This window comes from Frankia sp. BMG5.60 (assembly GCF_059428125.1).
Genome location: NZ_CM182091.1, coordinates 1,303,016 through 1,327,223, shown reverse-complemented (window position 1 = coordinate 1,327,223; position 24,208 = coordinate 1,303,016). Strand labels below are relative to the sequence as shown.

The window sequence follows — 24,208 nt, the reverse complement described above, 5'->3', positions numbered from 1 at the left end:
ATCCTTCACGCGGGCGTCGCGATGGCCGCTGTGGCGGGTGCCGCCGGTGGGGCTATGCCGTGGCTGCGGCCGTCGCCATCGCGTGCAGGGTGGTCGCCCTGACCGCGGGATCGAGGGCACCCGAGCTGTGCGGGGTCGAGTTGATCAGACCGAAGATCGCATGGGCGCGGACGCGGGCGGCGGGGCCGGTCAGGTCCGGGCGCAGCCGGCGCAGTACGCCGACCCACAGTTCGACGTAGGCGCGTTGCAGCCGGCGGACCTCGTGCTCGTCCGGCGCCGGCAGGCTGTGCAGGTCGCGGTCGTGGATGACGATCAGGTCGGGATTGCCGACGGCGAACTCGACGTGCCGGCGGACGAGGCGGTCGAGGGCGTCGGCCGCGCTCGGGTCCGCGCTCAGCACGGTCTGGGCGCCGTGGAGCAGGTGCTGGCTGATGCCCACGAGCAGCTCCGTGAGCATCGCGTCCTTGCTGGCAAAGTGCCGGTAGATGCCGGGCCCGCGGATGCCGACGGCGGCGCCGATCTGCTCGATGCCGACCCCGCGGAACCCCCGCTCGGCGAACAGCCGGGCCGCCGCCTGCAGCAGGTCGTCCCGGCGCCCGGTGCGAGCCCGCCTGACCGGCGACGCCGCGATCGGGGCAGCGCCGCTCGGGCCGACGCGGGTTGGGCCGGTGGGGCCGGTTGGGCTGGTTGGGCCGGTTGAGTCCGGGTGGGCCGGGGCTGCCGCGGGCTGGTCGGCGACGGGCTCCAGGGCGGTGGGCGGGATGGCGGTGGGCGAGGGGGGCGCCGGGCGGATCGGGTCGGGCGGGATGGCGGTGGGCGATGGGGGCGCCGGGCGGATCGGGCCGGACTCGATCGCGGTCGGGGCGGGAGCGGGTTCCTGCGCCGGGGCGAGGGCGGACTGTCCCGCGGCGTCGGAAGCGGCGGCGTCGGAGAAGGTGGGGGCCAGACCCGCCGGGGGCGTCACCCGGGTGGCACGCGACGGCACGATGTGGTCCTCCTCCGGGGAGAGGCTACCAAGCACGGTCCACTGGTCGACGGGAGTGTTAGCGCGCGCTAACATCTGGACCCATGTTAGCGACTGTTAACGTCGGCGACGGTCCCGCTGCCGCACGCGCACGGGCCGCGGCGGCGGAGGACCTGACCGGGCCGCCGCTGCGCAGCGCCGTCGACGCCGCCTCGCCCGCGGCGCGCGGGTACGCCGAGACCCACGCCACGCTCGTCGCGGAGCTGCGCGAGCGGCTCGCCGCGGCGGCCCTGGGCGGCCCCGAGCCCGTCCGGCGCCGGCACGTCGAGCGCGGCAAGCTGCTGGCGCGGGAGCGTATCGAGGTGCTGCTCGACCCGGGCAGCCCCTTCCTGGAACTGTCCCCGCTGGCGGCGGAGGGGATGTACGACGGCGACGCGCCGGGCGCGGGCATCGTCACGGGAATAGGTCGGATCGCGGGGCGGGAATGCGTCGTCGTCGCGAACGACGCGACCGTCAAGGGTGGGACGTACTACCCGCTGACGGTGAAGAAGCACCTGCGGGCGCAGGAGGTGGCGCTGCACAACCGGTTGCCCTGCGTTTACCTCGTCGACTCCGGTGGGGCGTTCCTGCCGATGCAGGACGACGTGTTCCCGGACCGGGAGCACTTCGGCCGGATCTTCTACAACCAGGCCACGATGTCGAAGGCCGGCATCGCCCAGATCGCGGCCGTGCTCGGCTCGTCCACGGCGGGTGGGGCCTACGTCCCGGCGATGAGCGACGAGACGGTCATCGTCCGCAACCAGGGAACGATCTTCCTGGGTGGGCCGCCGCTGGTCAAGGCCGCCACCGGGGAGGTGGTCGCGGCCGAGGATCTCGGCGGCGGCCTGCTGCACGCGAAGACCTCCGGAGTCGTCGACCACCTCGCCGACGACGACGCCGACGCCCTGCAGACCGTGCGCCGGATCGTCGCGAGCCTGGCCCCGCGAGCGGCGCGGCCCTGGCCGGTCGCGGCGGTGGAGGAGCCGGCCGTGGATCCGGCCGGCCTGTACGCGGCGGTGCCGACGGATTCGCGGACGCCGTACGACGTGCGGGAGGTGATCGCGCGGATCGTGGACGGGAGCCGGTTCGCGGAGTTCAAGCGGGAGTACGGGTCGACGTTGGTGACCGGGACGGCGCGGTTGCATGGTCATCCGGTGGGGATCGTGGCGAACAACGGGGTGTTGTTCGGGGAGTCGGCGTTGAAGGGGGCGCATTTCATCGAGTTGTGTGATCAGCGGGGGATTCCGTTGGTGTTCCTGCAGAACATCTCGGGGTTCATGGTGGGGCGGGAGTACGAGGCGGGTGGTATTGCGAAGCATGGGGCGAAGATGGTGACGGCGGTGGCGTGTGCGCGGGTGCCGAAGTTCACGGTGGTGATCGGGGGTAGTTTCGGTGCGGGGAACTACTCGATGTGTGGGCGGGCGTATTCGCCGCGTTTTCTGTGGATGTGGCCGAACGCGCGGATTTCGGTGATGGGTGGGGAGCAGGCCGCGGCGGTGCTCGCCACCGTCCGCCGCGAGCAGTACGCCGCCCGCGGGCAGGACTGGCCGGCCGAGGCGGAGGAGGACTTCCGCGCCCCGATCCGCGAGCGTTACGAGGCGCAGGGCAGCCCCTACTACTCCACCGCCCGGCTGTGGGACGACGGGGTGATCGATCCGCGGGACACCCGCACGGTGCTCGGGCTGGCGCTGTCGGTCGCGGCCAACGCGCCGATGGACCCGCCCGGCTACGGCATCTTCCGGATGTGACTGCGACGGAGGTGAAGGCGACGGAGGTGAAGGCGACGACAGGGAGGGCGAACATGTTCTCGACAGTGCTGGTGGCCAACCGTGGGGAGATCGCCGTCCGGGTGATCCGGACCCTGCGCGAACTCGGCATCGAGTCGGTCGCGGTCTACTCCGACGCCGACGCGGGCGCGCGCCACGTGCGGGAGGCCGACGTGGCCCTGCGGATCGGGCCGGCGCCGGCCCGCGAGTCGTACCTGAACATCCCTGCCGTGGTCGCGGCGGCGGTCGCCACCGGGGCCCAGGCCGTCCATCCCGGCTACGGGTTCCTGTCGGAGAACGCGGCGTTCGCGGCCGCGTGCGCCGAGGCGGGCATCGTGTTCGTCGGGCCGCCGGTCCGCGCCGTCGAGGTGATGGGCGACAAGATCACCGCCCGGCGCGCGGTCGCCACGGCCGGGGTGCCCGTGGTGCCCGGCCGCGACGACCCGGCGATGACGGACGCCGACCTGGTCGCCGCTGCCGCGCAGATCGGCTACCCGGTGCTGCTCAAGCCGTCCGCGGGCGGCGGGGGCAAGGGCATGCGGGTCGCCGTGGATGCCGCCCAGCTACAGGCGGAGATCGCCGGGGCCCGCCGCGAGGCCGCCGCGGCGTTCGGCGACGACACCCTGTTCGTCGAGCGGTTCGTGGATCGTCCCCGCCACATCGAGGTGCAGGTCCTCGCCGACGCGCACGGCACGACCGTCCACCTCGGCGAGCGGGAGTGCAGCCTGCAGCGGCGCCACCAGAAGGTCGTCGAGGAGGCGCCGTCGGTCCTGCTGTCCCCCGAGACGCGGGAGCGGATCGGGGCGGCGGCCGTCGCCACGGCCGCCTCGGTCGGCTACGTCGGCGCGGGCACGGTCGAGTTCCTCGTCGCCGCGGCGAACCCGGAGGAGTTCTTCTTCCTGGAGATGAACACCCGCCTGCAGGTCGAACATCCGGTCACCGAGCTGGTGACCGGGCTCGACCTCGTCGCCGAACAGCTCCGCGTCGCCGCCGGGGAACCGCTCGGCTACACCCAGGCCGACATCCGGCTGACCGGCCATGCGGTGGAGGCCCGGGTGTATGCCGAGGACGCCGCGCGGGGCTTCCTGCCGACCGGCGGGCGGGTCCTGCGGCTGGACGAGCCGTCGGCGCCCGCCGTCCGGGTCGACTCGGGGCTGCGGCTCGGCGCCACCGTCGGGTCCACCTACGACCCGATGCTCGCCAAGATCATCGCCCACGGGCCGGACCGGGACACCGCGCTGGACCGGCTCGACCGGGCGCTGGCCCGCACCTGCGTGCTCGGCGTGACCACCAACATCGGCTTCCTGCGGGCCCTGCTCGACCATCCGGCCACCCGGGCCGGGCAGCTCGACACCGGGCTGATCGAACGGGACCTCGACGCACTCGTCGCCGCCGCCCCGGGCGCGGCTGACGTTCCGGCCGTGTACGCGCTGGCCCGCCTGCTGGAGCTGACGCCGGACACGCCGTTCGTCGATCCCTGGGACGTCCCCAGCGGATGGCGGCCCGGCGAGCACTCGTCGCTGCACTGGACGATCGCGGCCGCGGGCCTGGCCGGACCGGTCGAGGTCGGTGTCCGCGGCACCCCGGCGGACGCGTTGGTCGCCGTCGACGGCGGCGAGCCGATCCCGGCCGCCGTGGAGTGGGCCGGGGCGGCCGTGGGTGGGCCGGCCAGCCGGCTGGCGGCCGGAGGCGAGCTGGCGGTGACGCTGGCCGGCCGTACCCGCCGGTGGCGGGTCGTCGCCGACGGTGCGACGCTCTGGCTGGGCGCCGACGGCGCCGCGTGGCCCGTGTCCGAACACCGCCGCCGCTCGGCCGCGGCCGCCGTCGAGGCCGGCGGCGAGGCCCGCAGCCCCATGCCCGGCACCGTCATCGCGGTGCACGCCACCGCCGGCGACGAGGTGGCCGCCGGCGCGCCGCTGGTCGTGGTGGAGGCGATGAAGATGGAGCACACCGTCGGCGCCCCGGTCGCCGGGGTGGTCAAGGACGTCCTCGTCGGCATCGGCGAGCAGGTCACCCTCGACGCGGTGCTCGCCGTCGTCGATCCGGCCCCGGTCGAACTCTGAACCCGGTCGAACTCTGAACCCGGTCGAACTCTGAACCCGGTCGAACTCTGAACCCGGTCGAACTCTGAACCCGGTCGAACTCTGAACCCGGCCGAACTCTGAACCCGGCCGAATCCTGAAGGAGTCAGCAATGCCCGACACCCGGTTGAGCGAGGATCAGGAGTCGCTGCGCAAGCTCGTCGAGGAGTTCGCCCGCGAGGTCGTGGCCCCGGCGGCGGCGGCGCACGACGAGGCGAAGACCTTCCCCTACGAGGTCGTCGCGCAGATGGCGGAGATGGGGCTGTTCGGCCTGCCGTTCCCGCAGGCCGTCGGCGGGCAGGGCGCGGACTACTTCACCCTGTGCCTGGCGATCGAGGAGCTGGCGCGGGCGGACTCGTCGGTGGCGATCACCCTGGAGGCCGGCGTCGGGCTGGGCGCGATGCCGGTGTACCGGTTCGGCTCCGACGCGCAGAAGGAGCAGTGGCTGCCACTGCTGACGTCGGGACGGGCGCTGGGCGCGTTCGGGCTCACCGAACCCGGCGCCGGCAGCGACGCGGGCGGCACCCGCACCACCGCCGGCCTCGACGGCGACGAGTGGGTCATCAACGGGTCGAAGGCGTTCATCACCAACTCGGGCACGGACATCACCCGGCTGGTGACGGTGACCGCGGTGACCGGTCGGACGGCGGCTGGCGGCAAGGAGATCTCCGCCATCCTGGTGCCGGTGCCGACCGCGGGCTTCACCGCGCAGCCCGCCTACTCGAAGGTCGGCTGGCACGCCTCCGACACCCACCCGTTGACGTTCGACGACGTGCGGGTGCCGGCGGAGAACCTGCTCGGCGCGCGCGGCCGCGGGTACGCGAACTTCCTGAGCATCCTCGACGAGGGGCGGATCGCCATCTCGGCGCTGTCGGTGGGTCTCGCCCAGGCGTGCGTCGACGAGAGCGTGCGCTACGCCAGGCAGCGGGAGGCGTTCGGCGCGCCGATCGGGCGCAACCAGGCCATCGCCTTCAAGATCGCGGAGATGGAGACCCGGACGTACGTCGCGCGGGCGGCCTATTACGACGCGGCCTCCCGGATGCTCGCCGGCCAGCCGTTCAAGAAGCAGGCGGCGATGGCGAAGCTGTTCTCCTCGGAGGCGGCCGTCACCAACGCGCGGGAGGCGACCCAGATCTTCGGCGGGTACGGGTTCATGAACGAGTATCCGGTGGCCCGGCACTGGCGGGACTCCAAGATCCTCGAGATCGGGGAGGGCACCAGCGAGGTGCAGAAGATCCTCATCGCCCGCGACCTCGGCCTGTAGGCCGCCGCTGGCCGGACCTGCCGAGAATCCCGCCGGGAGCCGCAGTCAGATTCGGGAGCCGCAGTCAGATTCGGGAAATGCAGTCAGGTTATCGTCAGGTCCGGGCTGCGAGCCTCGCGGCATGACTGCTGTGACTGGCCGGGCGGGACCATGGGGCCGGACGACGTTGAACAAGGTCCCACAGGTCACGATCTTCTTCTGGATCATCAAGGTCCTCTGTACCACCATCGGTGAGACCGCGGCGGACTTCCTCGACTCGAATCTCGGCCTGGGCCTGACGAACACGACCTACGTGATGGGCGCCCTGCTGGTCGTCGCGCTGTTCTTCCAGTTTCGGCTGGAGCGCTACGTTCCCTGGGTCTACTGGCTCGCGGTCGTCCTGATCAGCGTGGTCGGCACACTCATCACCGACAATCTGACCGACAACGCCGGCGTGCCGCTGGAAGCCACCACCGCCGTGTTCGCCGCCGCGCTGGCCGCGACGTTCGCGGCGTGGTTCGCGGTCGAGCGGACGTTGTCGATCCACACCATCTCCACCACTCGGCGGGAGGGTTTCTACTGGCTGGCGATCCTGTTCACCTTCGCCCTCGGCACGGCCGCGGGTGACCTGGTCGCGGAGAAGCTGAACCTGGGCTACGGGGTGTCCGTGCTCGTGTTCGCCGCGGCCATCGCCGCGGTGGCGGCCGCCCGGTTCGCCCTCGCCGCGAACGCCGTGCTCACCTTCTGGATCGCCTACGTGCTGACCCGGCCGCTGGGAGCCTCCGCCGGTGACCTGCTGTCCCAGCCGCGGGACGAGGGCGGACTCGGTCTGGGCACGGTCGGGACCACGGTGATCTTCCTGGTCGCGATCGTCGGCCTCGTCGCCTACCTCACGGTCCGGCGCCGGGACGAGATCGCCCCCGAGAGCCTCCCGGGGAGGACGACGGAGGCCTGAGGCGCGGGCGGCGGGCGGCGGGCGGCGGGGGTGCGGGGGTGCGGGGGTGCGGCGGTGCGGAGTGGTGGCCGCGACCGGCGTCCGTCGCCACCGGCCGGCCGGCGACGTCCTCGTCGCAGTCGGGTCAGTGCAGCCGGTATCCGATCCCGCGGACGGTGTCGAGCCGGGCGTCGACCGCCGCCACCCGCAGGGCACGCCGCAGCCTCGTCACGTAGGAGTCCAGCGTGTTCTCCCGGACGATCGCGCCGGCCGGCCAGGCCGAGCAGACCAGCGTCTCCCGGCGGACGACCTCCCCGCGGCGTACCAGCAGGGTCGCCAGCAGGCGGTACTCGGTCGGGCTAAGGGGTACGGCCGTCCCGCCGCTGCCCAGGCGGAACCGCAGCGGATCCAGGGCGATCGCGTTGCCGTTGCCGCCCGAGTCCGGTCGGCGGCGTCGGACCAGCACGTCCAGCCGGGCGGCGAGCTCGGCGAACGCGAACGGCTTGGTCAGGTAGTCGTCGGCCCCGCGGGCGAAGCAGCGCAGCCGGTCGGGCAGCGCATCCCGCGCCGTCAGCACCAGCACGGGTGCCCCGACGCCGCGGTCGCGCAGGGCGCTGACGACGTCCATCCCGTCCATGTCCGGCAGACCCAGATCCAGCACGAGGGCGTCGGGCCTGGCCGCGACGGCGGCGATCCGGCCGAGGGCGGAGGCGCCGTCGCGGACCGCCCACACGATCTGGAAGTCCGCCGCCTCGAGTCCGCGGACGAGGACGCGCCGCAGCGCCGGATCGTCCTCGATCACCGCTATCGCTCCGGGCACCGTTTCCGCACCTCTCCCGCACCTCTCCTCCGACGCGAGCTCGACGGATGGGATCGCATGCAGAACATCACGCCGGGCGTGTGAAGACCGTGTGAGGGGCGCACCGCAGGCTCCAGCCAGCACCGGAATCCGCCTGTTCCGACCTTCGGGCCATCCATTTTGGCCCCATCGTGTCAGGCTGGGGTGGTCTGTCAGGCTGGGGTGGTCTGCCTGGATAGCTCCCTTATCTGCATTCACCGATCTCACATCAGACCGCCGTACCCTGGGTCGGGTGCAAGGAATTCTGCTTTCATTCCGGTGCCGCGGAAACGGTGCTGGCGGATGGATTCTGCTGGTGGTGGCCTGTTATCTCCTCGGCGAGCTCGGTGAAATCGTCGGGGTGCCCGCGCCGCAGCTCGTCGTCCCGTTGCTGGTGGGGGCCGTTCTCGCGCTCGGTGGGATAGTCCGGCGGAATCTCCCGGCCCCGACCATCCGCGTGTCCCAGGCCGTCCTCGGCGTCCTGATGGGGAGCTATCTGAACGTCTCGGAGCTGCGCTCGGTCCTGGGCACGGCGCTTCCGCTGACGGTGGTCACGCTGGCGACCATCGCGTTCTGCCTGCTGGCGGCGCTGCTGTTCACCCGGACGAGCCGGGGCAGCTTCACCGACGCGGCGCTCGGCATGATGCCGGGCGGCTCGGCCGCGATCGTGGCCTGCGCCGAGGAGCTGCGGGCGGACAGCCGGCTGGTGGCCCTGAGCCAGTACCTGCGGGTGGGGCTCGTCGCGTTGACGGCACCCGCCGTCGTCGCCATGTCCCACGGGACGGTGGGACGTCCGCGCCCGGGCTCCTTCCCGGCCTTCGCGCATCTCGTCGACGGATCCAGCCAACCGGTCGGCCTGGCGTTCCTCGTCGGTGTCTGCCTGCTGGGGGCGCGCGCGGGTCGCCGCCTCGCGCTGCCGGCGCCGGCGCTGCTGGGACCGATGCTGCTGGGGATGGTAGTGGGCTCGATCGCGGTCGGACCGGGATTCGCCCCCGCGGGCCCCCTGCGTGACCTGGTGTTCATCCTCGTCGGGCTCGACGTCGGCCTGCGTTTCAGCCGCGCCTCGGTGCGCGAGATCCGCCGGGTGCTGCCGTCGCTGTGCGCCTGTATCGCCCTGGTCTGCCTGGCCTGCGCGGGCCTGGCCTGGGTGCTGGCCAGGATGATCGGCGTCCCGTTCCTGGAGGCCTACCTGGCGACGACCCCGGGCGGCATCAACGCGGTGCTCGCCACCGCCACCGTGGCCCACATCAACGTCGGCGTGGTCTCCACCGTCCAGAGCTTCCGTCTCGTCCTCGTGGTGCTGTTCACCCCGCCGCTGGTCCGCTGGCTCGTCCGGCGGGCTACACCAGCCAACGGACCAGCCGCCCCCGTCTCGGTGGACGCCCTCGGGCCCACGGAGCCCGGCGTGCCCGGGGTGCCCGTCCAGGCGGACGCCCCGGGGTCGGCGAGCGGGGTCCTCGACTGACGCCGGGCCGGCCCCGCCGGCCGCGGGTCAGGCCAGGTCGGCGCCGCCGAACACGGCTCGGGCGGCGGTGGTCCGCAGCCGGTCGAGCACCTGCGCCTGCCTGTGGGCCCGCTCGAGGAGCACGTCGAGTCGATCCTGGTCGATCCGGTCGTACCGGTCGGCCACGGCACTCAGGGTGCGCCAGCCGGCCGACTTGCCCGCCACTCCGATCCGCAGCGTCTCGAGCTCGATCACCGTGCTCAGCTCGGAGCGGCGCACGACCCGACCGTTGGACTTCAGCCGGCCCGCCGCTTCGGCGGCCCACCCGGCGGCGATCTTGTGCTTCCGCTCGTGGACGCCGAGCGCGTGCATCAGCTCGAGCAGCGCGTCGCGGTCCTCGGCGATCTCCGAGGCCACCCGTGCCAGCGCGTCCCCGACGGGTGTTCCGCGGTGGGCCGTCGCCGTGCGGCGGGCGAGCCGCAGCCCGGCGGTGGAGCCGGCCAGGTGGTCGTTCAGGTAGATGCCGAGCGGGTCCGGGCCGGCCTGCGCCCCGGCCGCGCGACCGCCGGTGATGGTCTCGGTTCTGGCGTCACTCATGCCGCGCCTCCCTCGCTCGGGCTCACCGCCGCGGGTCGGTCCTGCGGTAGGTGTCTCCGGTCGGGCCCGGGCTAACCCGCGCCGGAGACTCCCGGGGCCGGGTGGTCAGCGCCAGGCGGCGGTGATGGCGGTGGAGGGCACGACGAAGGCGATGTTGCGCATGGTGTAGCGGACGACGTGCTCGGCGTACTCGTACGGGTCGCCCGCGATGCAGTCCGGCGGGACGACGACCGTGTAGCCGAGGTTCATCGCCTCGATCGCCGTGCCCAGGACCGCGATGTTCAACGAGACGCCGGTGACGATCAGGGTGGAGACCTTCGTGTTGCGCAGGTACTGGTCGAGGCCGGTGGCGAAGAAGCCGGTGAGGCCCTGCTCCCGGCGGAACACGACATCCTCCGGACGCGGAGCGATCTGGGGCATCACCGCGCCCTGACCCCCGGCGGTTCCGGCGGCCGACGACGCCCGCAGGTTCACGAACGTGTTGTGCGCGAAGCCGAAGCCGTCGGGGCGCCGTTCGTCGGTGCAGTAGTAGATCCGCACGCCCACCTTGCGACCCGCGTCGAACAGCGCGGACAGGTTGTCGAGCAGACCGGTGCGCCGGGCGGACTCGGCGAGCCCGGGAAGTAACGGTCGGTCGCCCAGGAGGTTTTCCTGGCATTCCATGTTCACGATGGCGGTGGTGGCCGGGTCCAGGTGCGGCGTGACGTCGAGAGGCATGGTCGGCACGCTACCCGGCACCGCCCGCCCCGGTCGTGGTTCGTGCTCGGCATCGGCGACGAGCACGAACCACGGCCCGGCGGGGCGGACGCGCGTGGGTCAGGCCTTGGCCTGAGCGTCGGATCGGGCCGGGTTGGCCTGCTGCGCGGCCTTCGGGTCGGTCTGCTGTTGCTTGGCCCGAACGCCCGCCTCGATCCGGCCGCCGAGCTCCTTGTCGACGTTGCGCCAGTACTCGAAGGCACGCTCGAGGACCGGCTCGCTGACGCCGTTGAGCAGGTGGCCGACGATGTTGTCGACCAGCCGGGCCCGGGCGGCGTCGTCGAGAACCTCGCGGACCATGGTGGCGGCCTGGCCCCAGTCGTCGTCGTCGGGACGCAGGGTGTAGGCGGTGCGCACCATCTCGCCGTCGGCGTGCCAGCGGCCGCCGTCGTCGGTCAGCTCCGGCTGGGCCGCCGGGCCGCCGTACGAATTGGGCGCGTACACCGGGTCGCTGACGTTCCGCACCCGCATCGCGCCGTCCTTGGAATAGCTGTGGACGGGGACCTTCGGCGAGTTCACCGGGATCTGCTTGTAGTTCACCCCGAGGCGGGCGCGGTGGGCGTCGGCGTAGCTGAACCCGCGGGCCAGCAGCATCTTGTCGGGGGACAGGCCGGTGCCGGCGACGAGGTTGTTCGGCTCGAAGGCGGCCTGCTCGATCTCGGTGTGGTAATCGCTGATATTGCGGTTGAGGGTGAGGCGGCCGACCTCGTGCAGCGGGTAGTCGGCGTGCGGCCAGACCTTGGTCAGGTCGAACGGGTTGAACCGGTAGGTCTTCGCCTCCTCGAACGGCATGATCTGCATCTTCAGCGTCCAGCTCGGGAACTCCCCGTCCCGGATGTGCTCGTACAGGTCACGCTGGTGGTAGTCGGTGTCGATCGCCGCCATCTGGTCGGCCTCGTCCTGGGTGAAGAACTCGATGCCCTGGTCGGTCTTGAAGTGGTACTTCACCCAGAACTGCTCGCCGGCCGCGTTGATCCACAGGTAGGTGTGGCTGGAGTAGCCGTTCATGTGCCGCCACGTGCGCGGAATGCCGCGGTCACCCATCAGCCAGGCGACCTGGTGGGCGGATTCCGGGGACAGCGTCCAGAAGTCCCACTGCATGTCGTGGTCGCGCAGGTTGTTGTCGGCGCGTCGCTTCTGCGACCGGATGAAGTGCTGGAACTTCAGCGGGTCCCGGACGAAGAACACCGGGGTGTTGTTCCCGACGAGGTCGAAATTGCCCTCGCTCGTGTAGAACTTCACCGCGAAGCCGCGGGGGTCGCGCCAGGTGTCGGGGGAGCCCCGCTCGCCCGCCACGGTCGAGAACCGGATGAGCACGTCCGTCTGGGCGCCGGGCTGGAACACCGCCGCCCGGGTGAAGGCGCTGACGTCCTGGGTCACCTCGAAGGTGCCGAACGCGCCGCCGCCCTTGGCGTGCGGCTGGCGCTCCGGAATGCGCTCCCGGTTGAAGTTCGCCATCTGCTCCAGCAGATAGTGGTCTTGCAGCAGCAGTGGGCCGTCCGGCCCGACGGTCAACGAGTGTTCGTCGCTGGCGACGGGCACTCCGGCGTCGGTCGTCGTCGGACGGGTCTCGTATGTGGTCACAACGTCCTCCTCGCCTTACCGTGCAGGGACACCATCCGATCTGCAGCTACGGCACACGCCCCAGAACACGACCTCGGCCTCTTCGATCATGAACCCGGCGTCATCGCTCGGCTCCAGACAGGGGCGGGCGCCGGTCACGCAGTCCACATCGGCTACCCGGCCGCAGACGCGACAAACCAGATGGTGATGGTTGTCGGCCGTGCGGGTCTCGAAGCGGGCCGGCGAGCCCGCAGGCTCGATCCGGCGAACGAGACCGGCGGTCACGAAGACCGCCAGCACGTCGTAGATGGCCTGCTTCGAGACCGTGCCGAGCCTGGCGCGGACCCGCTCGGCCACCGCGTCGGCCGTGGCGTGCGGATGCTCGGCGAGCACGTCCAGCACCGCGAGACGCGGTCCCGTCACGCGCAGGCCGGCACCGCGCAACGCGGCTTCCCGGTCGGTGGCCATGGATCGATCGTGCCACCTGTTCTGGATAGAGTCAATTTAACGACCAGGTCGTTTACTGGGCCTCGAGCAGGGCCAGGGTGTCGAGGTCGGCGGTCGCGACGGAGAAGCGTCCGATCATCGTGTGGTTGTCCTGCCCCCAGTGGTCCTTGGTACCCATCCAGGCCTGCAACCCGTACATCGCCCACCGCCGGTACTGCTCCCAGATCGCGTCCGCGGCCGGCACGTCGCGCGCGCCCGTGGCCAGCAGCGCCTCCCGGTAGCGGACCAGCAGCTCGCGCTCGTGGGCGCGGCGCTCGTCGACGGTGAGCGCGCCGACCATGAAGTAGCTGACGTCGCGCCAGGCGTGCCCCTTGCGGACCATCTGCCAGTCCAGCCAGATGCGATGGCCGTCCGGGCGCAGGTAGGTGTTGCCGAGGTAGGCGTCGCCGTGCACGATCGTGCGCGGCCCGGTCTGCTCGCGGGCGTACTGGTTGAGCAGGTCATAGGCGCGCAGGAAGCGCTGCGGGTCGGCGACCATCCAGGCCGGCAGCCGTTCGATGTAGACGTCGCGGCCGAGGTTCTCCTCGACCAGCCACCACATGATGCGGGCCTGGTCGCAGTCGCCGCGGGTGTCCATCGAGGTGGGCAGCCAGCTCGCCGCGTCGAGCCGGGGGCTCGCCCAGTAGCTGCCGTGCAGGACGGCCATGTCGTCGAGCGCCCGGCCGACCGCGTCGACGCCGATGTGCTGGAAACTGTTGCCGAACTCGCCGCCGAGTTCGATGAGGTCCTCGAGGACCGCCAGCCCCTGGCCGCTGCCGTCGGGATCCCAGTCGGCGTAGTAGAACCGCGGCGCCGGGATCCGGCTGCCTTCGACCAGTTCGTGGTAGAACCGCGCCTCCACCTGGCAGATGTCCATGGGGTTCGCGCGGCCGGTGAAGTTCGCCTTGAGGCACAGGTGCTCGGGCAGGCCCGCCTGCCGGCCGACCTCGTTGTAGCTGACGGCGACGCGTCCCTTCGTGGTGTGCGTGCTGCGCAGCTCCACGGTCCGCAGGTCGGTCACCTCGATGCCCGGGTAGCGGTTGGCCAGCATCGCGCCTAACCAGGGCGCCGTGACCTGGTCCCAGCGCATCGGCATCGGCGCCGGCCGGGCGTACGGGCCGTAACTGGCCAGCTCCGTGACGTCGGGCCGCCAGGGCTGGGCGGAGGGCAGGCTCGGGCTGTTCGACACGCGGCGACTCCCGTCGTTCACACTCGGCTACGGCACCCGCCCTGTGCAGGCACTGGCGCCGGTGGCAGATTGTGTCAGTCTTGCCGGTGACACGCCTGTTCACCGGGGGCGTTCGGTTCGGCCGGGATCAACCTTTTCTCTGGCACCGGGTGCCACTAGAGTTCTGGGCGTCCCGGGAGGCCGGGTCGGTGGGCGCTGGCCCGCCCCGGTCGTGGAGGGCTCTGGCTGCATGGACAGGATCGTCATCGTGGGGGCCGGGCTCGCCGGCGGACGGGCGGCGGTGGAGCTGCGCGCGCAGGGGTTCACCGGGAGCATCGTGCTGCTGGGCGCGGAGGAGCACCCGCCCTACGACCGGCCGCCGTTGTCCAAGGGTGTGCTGTCGGGCCGGCTCGAGGACACGACCCTGCCGCTCGATCTCGGTGGCGTGGAGGTCCGGCTCGGCCGGCGGGCCACCGGGCTGCGGCCCGGGGTCGTGGAGACGGATGCCGGCCCGGTCGCCTACGACGGGCTGGTGCTCGCCACCGGGGCCGCGCCGGTGACCCTGCCCGGCGACGGGCCGCAGCGGGTGCTGCGCACCATCGACGACGCGCGGGCGCTGCGCGAGGCGCTCAAACCCGGCGTCCGGCTGGTCGTCGTGGGCGCGGGGTGGATCGGCGCGGAGGTCGCGACGATCGCGGCGAAGATCGGCGCCGAGGTGACGGTGATCGAGGCGGCCGCCTCGCCGTTGCAGGTGGCGCTCGGCGGCGAGGTCGGCGGGCAGACGGTCGCGTGGTACGCCGAGGCGGGCGTGGACCTGCGGCTCGGCGTGTCGGTGCGCGAGATCGGCCCGCAGGCGCTGGTGCTCGGTGACGGTGCGGTGCTGCCGGCCGACGAGGTCGTCGTCGGGGTGGGCGTGCGTCCGGACACCGCGTGGCTCGCCGACTCCGGCCTCGTCCTCGACCGTGGGGTCGTCGCCGACGAGCATCTCGCCGCCTCCTGGAGCGCGGATGGACCCCCGGTGGTGGTGGTCGGGGACTGCGCGGCGTGGTGGTCGCGGCGGTACGACCGTCGGCTACGGGTGGAGCACTGGGACTGCGCGCAGGGCAGCCCAGCGGTCGCCGCCACCACGCTGCTCGAGGGCGAGGCGGTCTACGACCCGGTGCCCTACTTCTGGTCGGAGCAGTTCGGCCGGATGGTGCAGGTCGTCGGGCTGGCGGGGGCGGGGGATACGCTGGTATGGCGGGGGGATCCCGGCGCCGTCGCGGCGCCGGAGGCCAAGCGGGCGCCCGGCTGGTCCGCCGGCTGGCTCGGGCCCGACGGCCGCCTGTCCGCGATCGCGACCGTGAACCGCCCGATGGACGCCGTCGCCGCCCGCCGGCTGATCGCCGCCGACGCGGTCGTGGACGCCGAGCGGTTCGCCGACCTCGCGATCGCCCTCAAGGACCTCGCCACCACCGCCTGAGCTCGCCACCTCGCCACCACCGCCTGAGCTCGCCACCGCCGTTCGCGGACATCTCCCCACACTCGCGGGCGATTAGTCAGGAATAACGCGCAGTGCGACCTGTTCGCTCCGCTGCGGCAGCTCGGAGCGGGTCGGCGTGGGGGTGATCCGGCCCCGATACCAGAACGGATGGTCGTTGGCCTCCCCCCGCCCTGGGGTGATCCGCCCCGCCGATACCCGCCAGCACGGCCTCAATCCGCGGGGACTGCACCCCCGCCGTGAGCCCGGGTGGCGTAGTCCTCGGCCTGCCCGCCGTCGCCGGCGGCGGCGTGGGTTTCGGCGAGACATCCGATGGGTCCATGCCGTCAGGCCGCCGGGGAGCGCTGGCGGTTCTAGGGAGGTGCGGGGGCGGCCGATGATGACGGCGGCAAGGTCGATGAGGCGGTCGGCGTAGGCCAGGGCGTAGGAGCGGCGCCCGGGTTCGCAGGCCAGGCCGGCGAGGGCGAGAAGCCGGCGAACATCACGATCAGGACCGCGGGGAGTGCTCCGGCGACCGGCTGCACGACGGCACGTAGGCCGGTGAGCCAGGGAGACGGCACGGACTACCCCTGAGGCAGATCCTAGACCGGGCAGGGCGTCTCCGCCGACGGTGGCGTGCCGGTGTTCTGGAAGGTCTACGACGGCGGCGCCACCGAGGTCAGCCAGGTCGAGGCGGCGATGCGCGCGATGCGGGACCTCGCCGCCGAGCGCCGGTTCCTGCTCGTCGGGGACAGCAAGCTCGTGTCGTACGCGAACCTGTCCGCGATCGACGCCGCGGGCGTGCGCTTCCTGGCCCCCGCGTCGAAGACCCTCGTCCCGACCACGGTGTTCGCCGGCCTGGACTGGGCGGGTGCACGGATCCTCGAGCACGTAGCGGCCCGCGACACCGGCAAACTCGCCCACCAGCGCGCGTCCCACCGGGCCTGTGAGGGGGTCACCGTGCTGCGCGGCCCGCGCGCCGCCGACCCGCCACTGACCGTCCGCACGGTCTACGTCTGGTCGTCCGAGCACCAGCAGGCCAGCCGGGCCGCCCGCGACAAGAAGATCGAGGCAGCACGGGAGGACCTCGTCCGGCTGCGCCGCAACCTCGGGAAGTACGCCTACACCACGAGACCGCGGTCACCGACCGGGTCGACGCGATCCGCCGCCGCCACGGCGTCTCCGCCCGGCTGCGCGCTCAGGTCGGCGCCGACGAGGACACCGGGGCCCCTACCCTGCTCTGGCACTTCGACGAGCAGACCTGGCCATCGACACCGCCGCCGACGGCTGGTTCGCGCTCCTGACGAACCAGACCACCGACGAGGCCGACACCGGCGAGGTCTTCGCCGGATACAAGGGCCACAACGCCGTCGAACGCCGCCACGGCGCCTTCAAGGGCCCACTCGCCGTGGCCCCGCTGTTCCTGGAGAACAACGCCCGGATCTGCGGGCTGCTCCACATCGTGTGCATCACCCCGCTGATCTTCTCGCTCATCGAGCGGCAGGCCCGCCAGGCCGCCCGCCCCGACGGGAAGGTCCCCGGCCTCTACGCCGGCCGTCCCGTCCGCCCCACCGGCCAACTCATCGCCAGAGCCCTGGCCAGCCTTCGCCTCGTGCCCGCCCACGACAGCCAACCCGACCCAACCACCATGATCGCTACCCGGTCGGCCGAAACTCCTTAACCACAAGCGCGGAGTACGGGGTAAAGGTGCAAACAAGGCATCCACAGACGCCTCGATGCAGCCGTCAGACAGCATGGCCGGATAAGCCGCCCGCAATGGCAAGTTCTTTCGTTCCTGTGGCGAGAATCGGCCGAGCCGGTCTCAAGACGCGACACGCGAGTTCTTCAATCGCCGGTGACGCCCAGGCCGGCCGCTATCCTCGCCATACGGAAAGGGAGGGGTGGGTCCACCGTCCGCGGGCAATGGGGTCGTTCATTTGTGGGGGAGAAAAATGTGGGACAGGCACGCGACCAGCCTATCTCGTTGGTCACGGATGCAAATACTGTCGCGTCGACGCCAAATGTCGAATCTACCGCGCCTCCGACATCCGAGACGCAGGACAGGTTCTGGTCGTTGATCAGAACCTACTGATTCTGATCGAGTGTCAGACCTGGCCAGAATGCCAGGATCTAAGGTTTTAATTGACGGGAGACTGGGTTCTGCCCATGTCCTGTGGGGGGTCGTGGATGTACGCGCCTCAACTGCTTCAGTTGCCCTTGGCGCCCGGAGCGGGTCGTTCGCTCGGGCGCGTCGTGTGCTTCGTATGGAGCATTTTATTCACACTTTCCCGGCATAACTGCCTGGCTCGGCGGCCGTAGCCGGTCTTCTGCTGGCTGTTGTCGACAATGGATGGTCCTTGGCCGCCAGACTCGAACCGTTGTGTGCCAGTGGCGATCACCTCGACCTGCTCTTACATCAACCGTGTCCCCACCATAAGTGTCCGTGCTCAGAGGTCGGGCGGGTGCACCCGCGCTCACCAGCTGGATGAATACCACGAGAGGGAGATCTAGTAGCTATGGCGCGAATCTTCATCATGGGCTCGGGTGTCGTGGGCGCTGCCACCGGAAAAGGATTTCGCGCGGCTGGCCACGACGTCACGTTCATCGACATCTCGAAGCCACGGATTGCCCAGCTCAGGGCAGCGGGACTGGACGCCCGGGGCGCCCTCGATCTCGGCGCCGAGCCGGCATCCTTCATCTTTCTGACGCTTCCAACTCCCAACGACGGCAACCGATACGACCTGTCCGCCTTCGAGGCGGGAACGGCCGCCGTCGGTGCGGCCATCGCCAATGCGGCCGTGCCGCCCACCGTCGTCGTGCGGTCGACGGTCCCGCCGGGCACCACGGAGGATCTGGTCCAGCCGATCCTCGACAAGCACTCGGGCACCACGGCCGGGGAGGGATACGCACTCGCCGCCACCCCGGAGTTCCTGCGTGCGGCGTCCGCGCTCGAGGATGCCCGGTGGCCGTGGATGACGGTCATCGCCGCCCGTAGCGCACGCACCCGGGAGCGTCTCGCGAATCTCCTGGCGCCGTTCGGAGGCGAGGTCCGGATCTTTAACGACCCGGCCATCGCCGAGTTCATCAAGTGCTCACACAACATCTTCAACGCCGCCAAGATCAGTTTCTGGAACGAGATGTGGCTGGTCGCGCAGGAACTGGGCCTGGACCAGCACGTGATCGCCGAGACGGTGGCGATTTCCGCGGAGGGTTCCTTCAACGCGCGGTACGGGATCCGCGGTGGCGCCCCCTACGGCGGCGTCTGCCTGCCCAAAGACACCCGTGGCTTTCTGGGATACGCGGAGACCATGGAGATCGACATGCCGTTGCTGCGCGCGGTTGTCGAGGTCAACGAGCGGCTTGAGGAGATGGCCGGTAGCGAGTTGCTGAAGGAGAAGGTGGCATCCTTCGACAGTGCGGCGGCCGGGACCCTGCCGGTCCAGCGGCCGGAGCCGTCGGCCGCCTCGACGACAGCAAGCGCCTGACCCGGACTCGGCGTTGCGCCAAGTTCCGTCCACCTTCCGATAGGAAGATCGTCCGTGACAATCAACTATTACCTTGTCTATCTTCCGCTTGGCTTCATAGGTCTGATTCGTTGGGCATTCTGGTTGATCAGACGTGTTCCGGCGGCGCTCTACCGGCCCATCAAAAACGATCATCGTCTGTCATTGTCGATCGTGGTGCCGGTGTACCAGGAAGAACCGGAGATCTTCACGCGGGCGCTGGAGTCGTGGATCGCCAACCGGGTTTATGAGGTTATTCTGGTAATAGATGTCACCGACAAGAAGTGCTTGGAGATCGCGTCCCGCTATCCGGCCACGGTGATCGTCACCGATGTCCCCGGGAAGCGGGACGCGCTCCGGCGTGGCTGGGAGGCGGCGAGCACCGAACTCGTCGCTCTCGTCGACTCCGACACCATCTGGGCCACCGACGTCATGGTCGAGGTCTGCAAGCCGTTCATCGATCCCCGGATGGGCGGTGTCGCAACCCGCCAGAACGTCTACAATCCGCATGGGTTCCTCCAGCGGATCACGGATCTGTTCCTGGACTACCGCTACTTCGACGAGAATGCCGCCCAGACGGTCATGGGTCGAGCAGTCTCCTGCCTCTCCGGGCGTACTGCGGTGTACCGCCGCGAGCTGCTCCTCGAGATCTCTGCCGACTTCATGACGGAGACCTTCCTCGGTGTCCCGTGCATGTCCGGCGACGACAAGCGCCTGACGACCCTGATCCTCGAACGGGGATACGCGACCTACCTGCAGCGGTCCGCGCGCGTCTGGTCGACCTTTCCGAAGGGCTGGCGCATCTTCTGCAAGCAGCGTCTGCGGTGGGCCCGTAACACCTGGCGGTCCGACCTACGCGCCCTGTCCAGGCGCTGGGTCTGGAAGAAACCCTTCCTGGCTTTCACGATGATCGATAAGGGTATGAGCAGCTTCGCGTTGTTGCTCTCGCCGATCTTCATGACGCTGGCCGTCGTCCGCCAGGACTGGTTCTTTGTCGCCTGTCTGGCTGCCTGGTGGTGGGTGAGCCGGGCCGTCAAGGCACTTCCGCACCTACGTCGACGCCCGTCCTCCTTCTTTCTGATACCCGGATGGGTCTTCGTCTCGTTCGTGATGGCGATCATCAAGCTGGGCGCGCTCGCGACGATCCGCAAGCAGCGTTGGCTGACCCGTCAGGTGCAGGTGGAGAACGGCGTCGTGGTCCGCACAGCCCAGCCCGGCCTGGCCGAGTCGCCCGCGCCGGTGGACATTCCGGCGTGAACGGCCACCTGCTCCTGCGGTCCAGCGTGTCCCTGTATCGCCTGCTGGCCTGGATGTGCGCGGTCTGGACAGCCGCCGCCGGACTCCTGATCGCCGGTACCCTGGGGGCGGGCGCGGCGCCCCCGCCGCCTGCCGCCGGTGCGGGCGCGGTGCGTGCGCGCTCGGCAGCGGTGCCCGCTGCGCACCGGCGGATCATCGTCCGCGCCGACCGGGTCGATCTCGTCGCCGACGGTCGGCACATCGGGAGGATCCCGCGCCCCGGCGGCGTCATCGAGGCCAGCTGGCTGGCGAGCAAGCTGCCGCAACGCTGGCTCAGCGACGCGGGCGGGGCCACCGTCCGGCTGGCGGCCGAGCTCGTGCTCGGCCGTGGCGTCCTGTTCGAGGTCGGTCCGCTGACCCGACGCCTGGAACTGGTCGGTGGTCCGGATCCGCGGGAGGCCGCCGGTGTCTCGGTGGGCAGCGGCACGCTGTTCATGTCGAATACGACGGTCGTCTCAGTCGACCCCGCCACCCATCGCCCGGTTGCCGCCGGCCTGGCAGGGCGGCCCTGGATTTCGGTGGGGACGGGCGGCCGGGCGGAGGTCCGTGATACTCGGATCATCGGACTCGGTGGCGGCACGGGCGCGCACTCTGCCGGGCTGTTCCTCGGTCCGGGTGCCACCGGCTTGATCACCCGTTCGACCTTTGAGAACAACAATACCGGTCTCGTGATGTCGGGAACCCGGTCCGTGGTGGTGGATACCGTTACGGTCCGCGGCTCCACAGGGACCGGAGTTGCGCTGCGCGACGACGTGGAAACGTCGATCGGTGGCCTGGTGAGCACCGACAACGGCGAGGACGGGGTGTCGGTGTCCGGCCTCGCCGGTCGGCACGTCACCGGCCTACAGACCGAGCACAACCGCAGGTACGGGGTTCGGGTCGCGGACACCCGCGGCGCGCGGGTGGTGGGCATCCGCTCGACGGGCGACACGATCGGCCTGGCTCTCGATTCCTGCCAGGGCTGCACCGTCCGGAATCCGCGCGTCCAGGGCGGCGCCGTCGGTCTGCAGATCGGTGGGAACAGCGCCGGCGTCACGGTGAGTGGCGGGACGATCGCGAACGCCGGGACCGGCGCGCGGATAGCCGCCACGGCCGGTCCGGTGCGCATCAACGGTCTGTCTGTCGCAGCCGCCATCAACACCGGCGTCGCTCTGTGCGGGGCCGACGTTGCGCTGGACACCGTGACGGTGTCGGCCAAGGGAACCGGCGTCAACATCTGCGGTCAGTCCACCGGCGGGCGACTCGTCGGCGGTACGGTGCGGGCCGGCAGGACCGGAGTCAAGGTGATGGCGCCGGCCAGCCGCGCATCGGTCACGGGCACCGCCATCGTCGGCGGCTCCGATGCCGGCGTGGAGATCTCGGCATCCGGGGTCGCTTTCCACCACGTCCGGGTCGAGCGGGCGCGTACCGGTGTCCGGGTCTACGGCCAGGCCCGCGACACCGTTCTCGACGGCGTCACGATCCGGGGCGGGCGGGACGGTGTCGTGGCAACCGGCACGGCCGGCCGGCTCACGGTGCTGCACCCCAGTATTTCTGGCGTCTCCAGGGTCGGAGTCTCCTCCGGTGCCAACGGCCTGTCGATTCAGGCGGGGTCGATCGACGACGCGTATCTCGGCGTCAACCTGCGTGGCTCGAGCCATATCAGTGATCTCGCCGTCACCGATGTCGTCAAGGGATTCAAGATAAGCCATGGCGGTCACGCCGACACGAGGCACATCGATGTTCTGGCGACCAAGTTCGGCGTTCAGGTGGATAAGGGGAGCTCGTTCGCTCTCGCTGATTCAAGGGTTCGCGCATCCAGAGCTCTGATAGGACGGGTGGATCGACGTGGTGACAATACCGTTGCGCTTCCTCCATTCCCCTGGTACGGTTTTGCCGCAATCGTCGCAGTCGTACTGGCGTTGCTTCTGGAAGTAATTCATCGAATACGGGCGGGAAGCCCGAAAGACGTCGGCTTCCGACCACGTGGTAAACACCGAATGAGTTGCGTCGACCGGCTTCGAGCCGCAGTCAACGCGCGCAAGGGAGCGGGTTGATGTCCACAACGATAAGACGCACGGCGGTGTTGGCTGCCGCCGGCGTACTAGGTACCTCGGCGGCACTGGTCGCGGGGCCGAGCGCGGCACAGGCGGCCGGCTGTGCCGGGCAGGTCCGGTACGCGTCGACGACGAACACGATCTACCTGCAGTCGGGCTCCGCGACGCTGACCGACATCAAAGCGAGCTGCCCCGCCGCACCGCTGACACTGGTGAACCCCTCGCGGCGGATCTGGGAGCTGGACGCGGACCTGGTCATCCAGAACGGGGCCAGGCTCGTCCTGCACGGTGGGGCCGTCCGGGGCGATGTCGACGTACTGCGGCTGCGGAGCCTCTCCTCGGCGGCGAAGAACGAGGTCAGCGCGATCACGGCTCAGTACGGCAACATCGATGTCAACACCGTGCGGATCACCTCCTGGGACACGGCGACCGGTAAGCCCGACACCGACCCGGCCCTGCCGAGCGGCGCTCCGCCGGGCGCCCGTGGGCGCGCCTTCATCCGAGCGCTGTCGTACCTGGACGGAAGCACGCCGCGCGAGTCCCGGCTGGATATCGCCAACAGCGATATCGGCTACCTGGGCTGGTACGGCGCGGAGAGCTACGGCGTCTCCTTCAAGGGTCGTGGCTGCGACGCGCAGCACATCCCGGTCTGCGACGTCCTCAACGTCTACGGCTCCGAGACCGACAGCCGTTTCCACCACAGCTTCATGGGGACGTACACATACGACGCCACGAACATGGGGTTCACCGGTAACGAGTACGACCACAACGTGATGTACGGTCTCGACACGCACGACGACTCCGACTTCCTCACGATCACGAAAAACCACTTCCACCACAACGGTGACCACGGAGTCATCTGCTCGCAGCGCTGCAACAATCTGCTGATCTCCGACAATGAGAGCGACCACAATGGTATCCCGCCGTTCTCGTTCCCGGGTGACAAGGATTTTTCGGACAACCAGGTCCACGGGATCATGCTGCACCGCGGTATCACGAATACCGAGGTCAAGAACAACCGTGTGCACGACCAGCCGAACGGTGCCGGTATCGCGGTCTTCGACAGCGTCGGCAACTCGATCCACGATAATGTGATCGACAGGGCCGAGTACGGACTGCGTTACAGCGTGGGGACGACTAGGCTGCAGACCTTCAACAACAGGATCACCAACAGCAGCCGGTACGCCGTCCTCACCTTCCAGGGCTCGGACACCCCGATTTATTCGACCCGGACGGGTCGGCCGACCAACCTCTTCTTCTCCGGCAACACCTTTACCGGGACGGGCGGCAACGCCTTCAAGATCAGCGACACGGACGGCGCGACGTTCATCGGGAACAGACTGTCCGGCACGGTCGGACCGGTCCTGACGGAGAACAGCACCGGAACGGTGTTCAACAGGCTCACCTACCCGGCGAACCAGTTGTTCGCCACCCGCGGGTCGATAGCCACCAGGGGCAGCACGACGATCGTCGGGGCGACCCGGCCGACCAAGGTCAGAGTGGACACGAACAGTGGAGTGACGCTGACCAACACCGACCATCGGGTCTACGACCTGCCGACTGCGGTCGCCACTTCGCTGACGCCGACGGGTGGCACCGTCGTGCTGACCTCCGCCGTCATCGGGACGGCGGCGACCACCATCACCCCACGGGCTCTCTGGGTGACACCGGTGGTCGGAACGGCCACCGCGCGGGTCACCAGATTCACCTCGGCCACGAGCCACCTCCTCATCTCGGTCAACACGGCGGGTACACAGCTGACCATCAGGATCGGTAGGCGCAGACCCAACACCGTCTACACGATCAAGTCCGGATCGACGGTGCTCGCCACGGGGACCTCAGACGCCAGCGGCCAGGTGACGTTTACGATTACCCCGACGACCACGGGTGTCATCGACTACACGATTGGCACACGTTGACGAACCGGCTGTCGCAGATGGGCGGGCAGACTGTCATAAATGGGCAGATCATCAGATCATCAGATCATCAGATCATCGTTAATAGGCGAGAATGTTGTAGATAGGCGAGGTGTTGT

At 70.2% G+C, this 24,208-nt stretch carries 18 protein-coding genes; 11 read left to right on the top strand and 7 right to left on the bottom strand.

The features are described 5' to 3' along the window. Positions 1-52 precede the first annotated feature (52 nt). Positions 53-985 carry a TetR/AcrR family transcriptional regulator gene (locus AC5R91_RS05380; RefSeq protein WP_495396004.1) on the bottom strand — a complete coding sequence of 311 codons (933 nt, stop codon included), beginning with the start codon at positions 983-985 and terminating at the stop codon, positions 53-55. 83 nt (positions 986-1,068) lie between these two features. Here AC5R91_RS05380 and AC5R91_RS05375 point away from each other — a divergent pair, with 83 nt between their 5' ends. The 4 genes from AC5R91_RS05375 (at position 1,069) to AC5R91_RS05360 (ending at position 7,048) form a co-directional block, all read left to right on the top strand. Further along, entirely contained in the window at positions 1,069-2,751 is a 1,683-nt protein-coding gene (locus AC5R91_RS05375) for a carboxyl transferase domain-containing protein (protein ID WP_495396003.1), read from the top strand. Between the two features lie 53 nt (positions 2,752-2,804). Further along, complete coding sequence (locus tag AC5R91_RS05370; protein ID WP_495396002.1) at positions 2,805-4,832, top strand: acetyl/propionyl/methylcrotonyl-CoA carboxylase subunit alpha; 2,028 nt, start codon at positions 2,805-2,807, stop codon at positions 4,830-4,832. Between the two features lie 130 nt (positions 4,833-4,962). Further along, entirely contained in the window at positions 4,963-6,114 is a 1,152-nt protein-coding gene (locus AC5R91_RS05365; RefSeq protein WP_495396001.1) for an acyl-CoA dehydrogenase family protein, read from the top strand. Positions 6,115-6,235: 121 nt separating this feature from the next. Further along, positions 6,236-7,048 carry a COG4705 family protein gene (locus tag AC5R91_RS05360; RefSeq protein WP_495396000.1) on the top strand — a complete coding sequence of 271 codons (813 nt, stop codon included), beginning with the start codon at positions 6,236-6,238 and terminating at the stop codon, positions 7,046-7,048. 124 nt (positions 7,049-7,172) lie between these two features. Here AC5R91_RS05360 and AC5R91_RS05355 read toward each other — a convergent pair whose 3' ends face one another. Further along, the gene (locus AC5R91_RS05355; RefSeq protein WP_495395999.1) at positions 7,173-7,847 is read right to left on the bottom strand and encodes a response regulator transcription factor; all 675 of its coding nucleotides are present in this window, start codon (positions 7,845-7,847) and stop codon (positions 7,173-7,175) included. A 91-nt stretch (positions 7,848-7,938) separates the two neighbouring features. Here AC5R91_RS05355 and AC5R91_RS05350 point away from each other — a divergent pair, with 91 nt between their 5' ends. Beyond that, entirely contained in the window at positions 7,939-9,330 is a 1,392-nt protein-coding gene (locus tag AC5R91_RS05350) for an AbrB family transcriptional regulator (protein ID WP_495395998.1), read from the top strand. Between the two features lie 27 nt (positions 9,331-9,357). On the opposite strand, the gene AC5R91_RS05345 is transcribed toward AC5R91_RS05350, so the two are convergent. The 5 genes from AC5R91_RS05345 to AC5R91_RS05325 all read right to left on the bottom strand — a co-directional run bounded on the left by AC5R91_RS05345 (position 9,358) and on the right by AC5R91_RS05325 (position 13,900). Next, on the bottom strand, positions 9,358-9,906 hold the full coding sequence (locus tag AC5R91_RS05345) for a hypothetical protein (protein ID WP_495395997.1): 549 nt from the start codon (positions 9,904-9,906) through the stop codon (positions 9,358-9,360). Between the two features lie 105 nt (positions 9,907-10,011). Next, a complete protein-coding gene (locus AC5R91_RS05340) occupies positions 10,012-10,623 on the bottom strand; it encodes a cysteine hydrolase family protein (RefSeq protein ID WP_495395996.1) in 612 nt (203 codons plus the stop codon). 99 nt (positions 10,624-10,722) lie between these two features. Next, a complete protein-coding gene (locus AC5R91_RS05335) occupies positions 10,723-12,246 on the bottom strand; it encodes a catalase (protein ID WP_495395995.1) in 1,524 nt (507 codons plus the stop codon). 15 nt (positions 12,247-12,261) lie between these two features. Continuing rightward, positions 12,262-12,693: a Fur family transcriptional regulator gene (locus tag AC5R91_RS05330; RefSeq protein ID WP_495395994.1), complete on the bottom strand. Its 432-nt coding sequence runs from the start codon at positions 12,691-12,693 to the stop codon at positions 12,262-12,264. A gap of 52 nt (positions 12,694-12,745) precedes the next feature. Next, positions 12,746-13,900, bottom strand: a complete 1,155-nt coding sequence (locus AC5R91_RS05325) for a phosphotransferase family protein (RefSeq protein ID WP_495395993.1) — start codon at positions 13,898-13,900, stop codon at positions 12,746-12,748. A gap of 229 nt (positions 13,901-14,129) precedes the next feature. On the opposite strand from AC5R91_RS05325, the gene AC5R91_RS05320 reads away from it, so the two are divergent. From AC5R91_RS05320 to AC5R91_RS05295, 6 genes are all read left to right on the top strand, one after another. Next, a complete protein-coding gene (locus AC5R91_RS05320) occupies positions 14,130-15,341 on the top strand; it encodes an NAD(P)/FAD-dependent oxidoreductase (protein ID WP_495395992.1) in 1,212 nt (403 codons plus the stop codon). Positions 15,342-16,746: 1,405 nt separating this feature from the next. Next, a complete protein-coding gene (locus AC5R91_RS05315; protein WP_495395991.1) occupies positions 16,747-17,019 on the top strand; it encodes a hypothetical protein in 273 nt (90 codons plus the stop codon). Between the two features lie 835 nt (positions 17,020-17,854). Then, on the top strand, positions 17,855-18,823 hold the full coding sequence (locus tag AC5R91_RS05310) for a 2-dehydropantoate 2-reductase N-terminal domain-containing protein (protein ID WP_495395990.1): 969 nt from the start codon (positions 17,855-17,857) through the stop codon (positions 18,821-18,823). Between the two features lie 54 nt (positions 18,824-18,877). After that, positions 18,878-20,098, top strand: coding sequence for a glycosyltransferase (locus tag AC5R91_RS05305; RefSeq protein WP_495395989.1), 1,221 nt, complete (start codon positions 18,878-18,880; stop codon positions 20,096-20,098). Further along, positions 20,095-22,173 (top strand): right-handed parallel beta-helix repeat-containing protein, encoded by a 2,079-nt coding sequence (locus tag AC5R91_RS05300; RefSeq protein WP_495395988.1) that lies wholly within the window; start codon positions 20,095-20,097, stop codon positions 22,171-22,173. Before AC5R91_RS05305 ends, AC5R91_RS05300 begins: the two co-directional genes overlap by 4 nt. Beyond that, the gene (locus AC5R91_RS05295; RefSeq protein ID WP_495397899.1) at positions 22,173-24,092 is read left to right on the top strand and encodes a right-handed parallel beta-helix repeat-containing protein; all 1,920 of its coding nucleotides are present in this window, start codon (positions 22,173-22,175) and stop codon (positions 24,090-24,092) included. The genes AC5R91_RS05300 and AC5R91_RS05295 overlap by 1 nt, the downstream gene beginning before the upstream one ends. The last annotated feature ends 116 nt before the right edge of the window (positions 24,093-24,208 follow it).